At 62.3% G+C, this 6,030-nt stretch carries 8 protein-coding genes; 3 read left to right on the forward strand and 5 right to left on the reverse strand.

What is annotated here, in order from left to right; genetic code table 11:
* The 4 genes from EN879_RS21220 to EN879_RS21235 form a co-directional block, all read right to left on the reverse strand.
* Nucleotides 1-518, reverse strand: a 518-nt coding sequence (locus EN879_RS21220) for a glycosyltransferase (RefSeq protein WP_164774498.1), incomplete at its 3' end; no start/stop codon positions are given.
* Nucleotides 519-738: 220 nt separating this feature from the next.
* Complete coding sequence (locus EN879_RS21225; protein ID WP_013530013.1) at nt 739-2,154, reverse strand: ATP-binding protein; 1,416 nt, start codon at nt 2,152-2,154, stop codon at nt 739-741.
* Between the two features lie 49 nt (nt 2,155-2,203).
* Nucleotides 2,204-2,923 (reverse strand): response regulator transcription factor, encoded by a 720-nt coding sequence (locus EN879_RS21230; protein WP_013530014.1) that lies wholly within the window; start codon nt 2,921-2,923, stop codon nt 2,204-2,206.
* Nucleotides 2,910-3,443 (reverse strand): MarR family transcriptional regulator, encoded by a 534-nt coding sequence (locus tag EN879_RS21235; protein WP_024505623.1) that lies wholly within the window; start codon nt 3,441-3,443, stop codon nt 2,910-2,912. Before EN879_RS21235 ends, EN879_RS21230 begins: the two co-directional genes overlap by 14 nt.
* 246 nt (nt 3,444-3,689) lie before the next feature.
* On the opposite strand from EN879_RS21235, the gene EN879_RS21240 reads away from it, so the two are divergent.
* The 3 genes from EN879_RS21240 (at nt 3,690) to EN879_RS21250 (ending at nt 5,822) form a co-directional block, all read left to right on the forward strand.
* Nucleotides 3,690-4,583, forward strand: coding sequence for a branched-chain amino acid aminotransferase (locus tag EN879_RS21240; protein ID WP_013530016.1), 894 nt, complete (start codon nt 3,690-3,692; stop codon nt 4,581-4,583).
* Nucleotides 4,584-4,728: 145 nt separating this feature from the next.
* Nucleotides 4,729-5,046, forward strand: a complete 318-nt coding sequence (locus EN879_RS21245; protein WP_013530017.1) for a hypothetical protein — start codon at nt 4,729-4,731, stop codon at nt 5,044-5,046.
* A 137-nt stretch (nt 5,047-5,183) separates the two neighbouring features.
* Nucleotides 5,184-5,822, forward strand: a complete 639-nt coding sequence (locus EN879_RS21250; RefSeq protein ID WP_063168837.1) for an MBL fold metallo-hydrolase — start codon at nt 5,184-5,186, stop codon at nt 5,820-5,822.
* 127 nt (nt 5,823-5,949) lie between these two features.
* Here EN879_RS21250 and EN879_RS21255 read toward each other — a convergent pair.
* A partial coding sequence (locus EN879_RS21255; RefSeq protein ID WP_164774499.1) for a BA14K family protein occupies nt 5,950-6,030 on the reverse strand: 81 nt, incomplete at its 5' end.

Genomic DNA, 6,030 nt, shown 5'->3' on the forward strand with positions numbered 1-6,030 from the left:
TTCTTCCTGTCCGGGCGGAAATGGTCGGTGTCGACGCCGCGCGTCCATGGCCGCAGCTTGGTGAAGCCGCGCGCGGAAAGGTCGTCGGCGAGCGACTGGGTGGCGACCAGCGTGCCCTGGCCGGAATTATGGAAATCGCGCAGCCAGCGATAGGCCCAGCTTTCCGGCACCGGCAGGCGGGCGCTGAGATATTCGGGGAAGCGCGTGTGATAGCTGGTGGTGAATGGACGGCCGGCATTGCGGCAATAGCGCCGCGCCATGATGCCCAGCGGTCCTTCGGTGACGATGTGGATGTGGTCGGCCTTGCCGGCGTCGATCAGGCGCGCGACATGGCCGGGCGTGGTCAGCGCCAGCCTGATGTCGGGATAGGTCGGCAAGGGCAGGGTGCGAAAGATATTGGGCGTCAGGAAATCCACCGCGACGTCGAAGGACTTCAGCGTCTCGGTGAGCCGCTCCAGCGTGTGGACGACGCCGTTGACCTGCGGGCGCCAGGCATCGGTGACCATCAGTATGCGCATGGCGGCCCTTTGCTTGAAAGGTCGACGGTTGCCTTGAGACGATGCCGGAACGGCGACCAGCCTGCTGCTCTCGCTTCGCTCCAGCGCACCCGGACAGGTACGGGGTCGAAGTGAGGCGGCAAGGCCGAATCAATTGAGGTCGCGCGCTTCATGCGCGCTCTTGATCATGGTTTCATGACGGGCGGATGAAGCCGTTTCCACTTTTCGCAATCGTGCCCGGTTATGCCGGAACCTTGATGATGGCGCGCAGTCCGCCGAGCGGGCTGTCTTCAAGAGTGATGTCGCCGCCATGGGAGCGGGCGATGTCGCGGGCGATCGACAGGCCGAGCCCGGTGCCGCTGGCATCGAGGTTGCGGGCCTCGTCGAGCCGCACGAAAGGCTTGAACACGTCTTCGCGTCGATCGGCGGGAATGCCCGGACCATCGTCGTCGATGGTGACCAGCAGCGAGCCGCGGCCATGGGTGGCGTTGACCTCCACCGTCTTGGCATAGCGGAAGGCGTTGCCGATGACGTTGGACATCAGCCGGGCAAAGGCATTGGGCCGCACATGCACATCGTGATCGCCGGCAAGCGTCGTCGACAGCTTACGCTTGCGCAGCCTGGCTTCCTCGTCGAGCTTTTCGAAATAGGCCTCGAGATCGAACCGTCCGGCGTCTTCCGAAGCTTCGCCGCGGGCAAAGGACAGATAGCCTTCGAGCATCGACTGCATGTCGTCGATGTCCTGGTCGAGCGCTGCCTTGGTCTCGGCCTTGCCGCCGGAAAGCGCCAGCTGCAGCTTGAAGCGAGTGAGGATGGTTCTGAGGTCATGGCTGACGCCGGTCAGCATGGCGGTGCGCTGTTCGATCTGGCGTTCGATGCGCTCGCGCATCTGCATGAAGGCAAAGCCGGCGCGGCGAACCTCCTCGGCGCCGCGCGGCCGGAAATCGCGCGGCATCGGCCGGCCCTTGCCAAAGCTTTCGGCGGCTTCGGCAAGCATCAGGATCGGCCGGATCTGGTTGCGCAGGAAGGGAATGGCGATCATCAACAGCACCAGCGAGGTGCCGACCATCCAGATCAGGAAGATGTGGGTGTTAGAGGCATAGGCCTGGCTGCGGCGCACGAAGACGCGCAGCACCTTGCCCTCGAGCTGCACGCGTACCTCGACGATGTTGGAGTTGCCGACCGTGTCGATCCAGAACGGGCGGTTGATCTGGCGGGTGATCTCGGACGAGAGAACATCATCCAAAATCGAGAAAAACGGCTTTGGACCGGGCGCGGGGAGTGGGTCGGGCGGCAAGAGGTCGACCTTCAGCTGCATGCGGTCCTGGGCGATGCGGATTATGTTGGTGTAGTCGGCATCGCGCGGATAGGTCTCGATCAGGTCGATGATGGCGGCGATGTCGCGCACGGTGGCCTGCGACAGGCGCTGCGTCACGGTTGCCCAGTGACGTTCCATGAAGACGAAGGCGACGACCGATTGCAGCAGGATCATCGGCGCGATGACGATGATCAGCGAGCGGGCATAGAGCCGCTTGGGCATATAGAGCGAGACGAGGCGCCAGAAGCGGTTCCAGGCGCGCGGCACCGCCTTCAGCGTCCGCGCAGCGCGTGCGCTCAAGCCGCCATTGCCCGGCTGTTCCAGTTCCGTGGTTGCCATTCGCTCTTTTCGCTTGCCCGCAGCCGTTCAGCCGGCCGCAGGCGGCATTCTATTCCACGCTGAGCCGATACCCAATACCGCGTACGGTCTGGAGCCAGACCGGATTGGACGGATCGCGCTCGATCTTGCGGCGCAGCCGGTTGATCTGGACGTCGATGGTGCGCTCGCCGACTTCCGAATCGTCGCCGACAAGCTCGTGGCGGGGTATCGTCTCGCCCGCCCGCGCGGCGAAGATCGCCAGGATCTCCTGCTCGCGATCGGTCAGCTTCAACGCCTCGCCGCCACGCTTCAATTCGCGCCGGGCGATCTGGAACGTGTAGGGGCCGAAGACCAACTGCTCGACCTTGGGCGTGGTCGCCGGGCCACCGCGGCGCAGGATGTTGTTGATGCGCAGGATCAGCTCGCGCGGATCGAACGGCTTTGGCAGATAGTCGTCGGCGCCAGCCTCCAGCCCTGAGATGCGGCTGTCGGTCTCCGACAGCGCTGTGAGCATCAGGATCGGTACGTTCTTTTCGGCCCGCAGCGACTTGGTCAGGTCGACGCCCGTCTCGCCGGGCATCATGACGTCCAGCACCAGAAGGTCGAAGTCGAGGCCGGCAAGCTTGCGCCTGGCTTCGCCGGCATTGCCGGCAACGGTGACGCGAAAGCCATTTTCGGTCAGATACTGCTTGAGAAGATTGCGGATGCGGGTGTCGTCGTCGACGACAAGCAGATGCGGCGCGTCGTCGTCCGGCGCGGCCGCGTGATCGACCCGTTCAGTGCTCTCCATGGCTTTTCCCTGACATTTTTGCGGACCCAACGTCGATCTGCGCCCTCAGTTCCGGATTGACCATCGCTTCGAGGAACCGTTCCACCAAGGTCCGTTCGGTTACTCCGGAATCCCCCAATGCAGCATGGATGCGGCGCGACTGTGGCCGCGCCAGCGCCAGCGCCAGCGCACGGCCTTTGGCTGTCGGATAAAGTTCGCGCTGGCGGCGGTCGCGCGGACCTTGCAACTGCACGATATGGTCGGTGTCGATCAGTTGCTTGAGCACACGGGCCAGGCTCTGCTTGGTGATCTTCAGCACGTCGAGCAGTTCGGCGACCGTCAGGCCCGGCCTGCGGTTGACGAAATGCAGCACCCGGTGGTGGGCCCGGCCGAAGCCGTAATCGGCCAGGATCTGGTCCGGATCGGAGGTGAAGTCGCGATAGGCAAAGAAGAGCAGCTCGATGATGGCGAAGTCGATGCCGTCCTCGACCGACATTGCGGTCCTGATCGGTTTTCCGGCGGCTGGGCTTCGATCCGTCATTATTTCTCCGTGGGAAAGAGAGATTATGTCAGTACTATTGACGTAATTTCCCTGCAATGGTAATTTTTGACAAGCTTTTGGGCGGATTGCGAACGAAAAGGCAAGGGAAGCCGGTTTTTCCGGAATTTCCTAAGTTTGCCAGAGCGCAATTATCCGCCTACGCTCCACCATAAAAGCCGCTTTGGGCGGCCGACACGAAACACACAACGATACAACTATCCGGGCTGCCGCCCGTGGGAGGTTACCATGGCATCCGTTCCCTTCGATCAACTCGATGGCTTCATCTGGATGAACGGCGAATTCGTCCAATGGGGTGACGCCAAGATCCATGTGCTGACGCACGGGCTGCATTACGCCAGCGCTGTTTTCGAGGGAGAGCGCGCCTATGGCGGCGAGATCTTCAAGCTCAACGAACACACCGAGCGCCTGCATGAATCGGCACGCCTGCTCGGTTTCAAGATCCCCTATTCGGTGGCCGAGCTCAACGACGCCTCTTCCACGCTTCTCAAGAAGCAGGGTTTCCAGGACGCCTATGTCCGGCCGATCGCCTGGCGCGGCAGTGAGCAGATGGGCGTCTCGGCGCAGAACAACCGCATCAACTGCGCCATCGCCATCTGGCAATGGCCAAGCTATTTCGATCCTGCGCAGAAGCTGAAAGGCATCCGTCTCGATGTGGCGGAATGGCGCCGGCCCGACCCGCGCACCGCGCCTTCCAAGTCGAAGGCCGCCGGGCTCTACATGATCTGCACCATGTCCAAGCACGCCGCCGAGGCCAAGGGCTATGCCGATGCCATGATGCTCGACTGGCGTGGCCAGGTCGCCGAAGCGACCGGAGCCAACATCTTCTTCGTCAAGGACGGCAAGATCCACACACCCAAGCCCGACTGCTTCCTCGACGGCATCACCCGCCGCACGGTCATCGGGCTGGCCAAGGATCGCGGCCTTGAGGTGATTGAACGCGCCATCCTGCCGGAAGAGCTGGAAAGCTTCGAGCAGTGCTTCCTGACCGGGACGGCAGCGGAAGTGACGCCGGTTTCGGAGATCGGGCCTTACCGATTCGAGGTCGGCGAAATAGCCAAGAATCTTATGAATGACTATTCTGCGGCCGTTCAGCCCAAGCACGCGATCGCCGCAGAATAACGAAAGTCACAGCTTTTTTAGGAAGTAGGGGCGGTTTTCGGGCCGCCCCTTTTATTTCAGCGTTTCTGCATTTGACTTTCGTCCAATTCGGCGTCTCATGATGGTGTCGGCCCGGGAGGCTGACAGCTATGGAGGGACTAATCATATGGACATGAACACGCTTCTTCCGATCATCATACAGGTGATTACTGGCATCATCGGTGGTCAGGCGGTCGGTGCGGCGCTCAAGACGGCGGCGATGGGTCAGCTTCCCAAAATCCTGGGCGGAGCCATTGGCGGCGTCGGTGGTGCGGCGATCCTCGGCAGCCTGCTGGGTGGCGGTGCGGTCGATCCGGCGGCTGCGGCAGCAGCAACGAGCGGTCTCGGCAGCGCGCTGAACCTGCAGAACATCGTCGGCGGCGCCGGCGGCGGCGCGATCCTGACCGCCATTCTCGGCGCGGTCATGGGCGCCATGAAGAAGTAAGCAGGCCGTTTCGGTCTTTTCAAATGGGCGGCTTCGGCCGCCCATTTCCGTTTTGGGGCTACTGACTGTTCGTCTTTCGAGGGTGGACGCCCTTTGTCCGCGCCTCTACATCACCCGTGAACATCGAAAGGACGATCATGGGTCAGCTCAATGCCGGCATCGTGCCGGTCACACCGTTCCAGCAGAATTGCACCATCCTGTTCGACATGGATGACAAGCATGGCGTCGTCGTCGATCCGGGCGGCGATATCGACAAGGTACTGGCGGTGCTGAAGGACAATGCGATCTCAGCCGGAGCTATCTGGATAACGCATGGCCACATCGACCATGCCGGCGGTGCAATGGAGTTGAAGGAGGCGCTCGGCGTCGAGATCATCGGTCCGCATGAGGCCGACAAGTCGCTGCTCGACAATCTGGAAAACCAGGGCAAGCGCTACGGCATCGCCGGAGCGCGCAACTGCGTGCCCGACCGGTTCCTGGCCGAAGGCGAGACCGTGTCGTTCGGCGGCCATGTGTTCGAGGTGCTGCACTGCCCCGGCCATGCGCCCGGTCACGTCGTCTACTACAACCGCGCAGCCAAGTTCGCCCATGTCGGCGACGTGCTGTTCCGCGGCTCGGTCGGCCGCACCGACCTGCCGGGCGGCGACCACACGGCGCTGATCGCTTCGATCAAGGACAAGCTCCTGCCGCTCGGCGACGACATCGGCTTCATCTGTGGCCACGGTGCCGGCGGACGTTTTGGCGAGGAGAGGCGGACCAATCCTTTTTTGACTTGAACCAGGCTCGGAACCGTAGCTGTTTTTCATCAGCCTCAAGCAGACCGTTGACATTGTAGAGACCACAACAAAAAAGCGCTGGCCTTGCGGTCAGCGCTTTTCTGTTTTGGGGCAGGGAAGCCCTTGGTTAGTTGGCAGTGCAGAAATGCTGTTCGCCGTCATTGCCGGTGAACGTGCCGGTACGGGAATTGAAGCTGCGGTAGCGGTC

Origin of the sequence: Mesorhizobium sp. M7A.F.Ca.AU.002.02.1.1 (assembly GCF_003998535.1) — a bacterium.
In the GTDB taxonomy this organism is placed as follows: domain Bacteria; phylum Pseudomonadota; class Alphaproteobacteria; order Rhizobiales; family Rhizobiaceae; genus Mesorhizobium; species Mesorhizobium ciceri.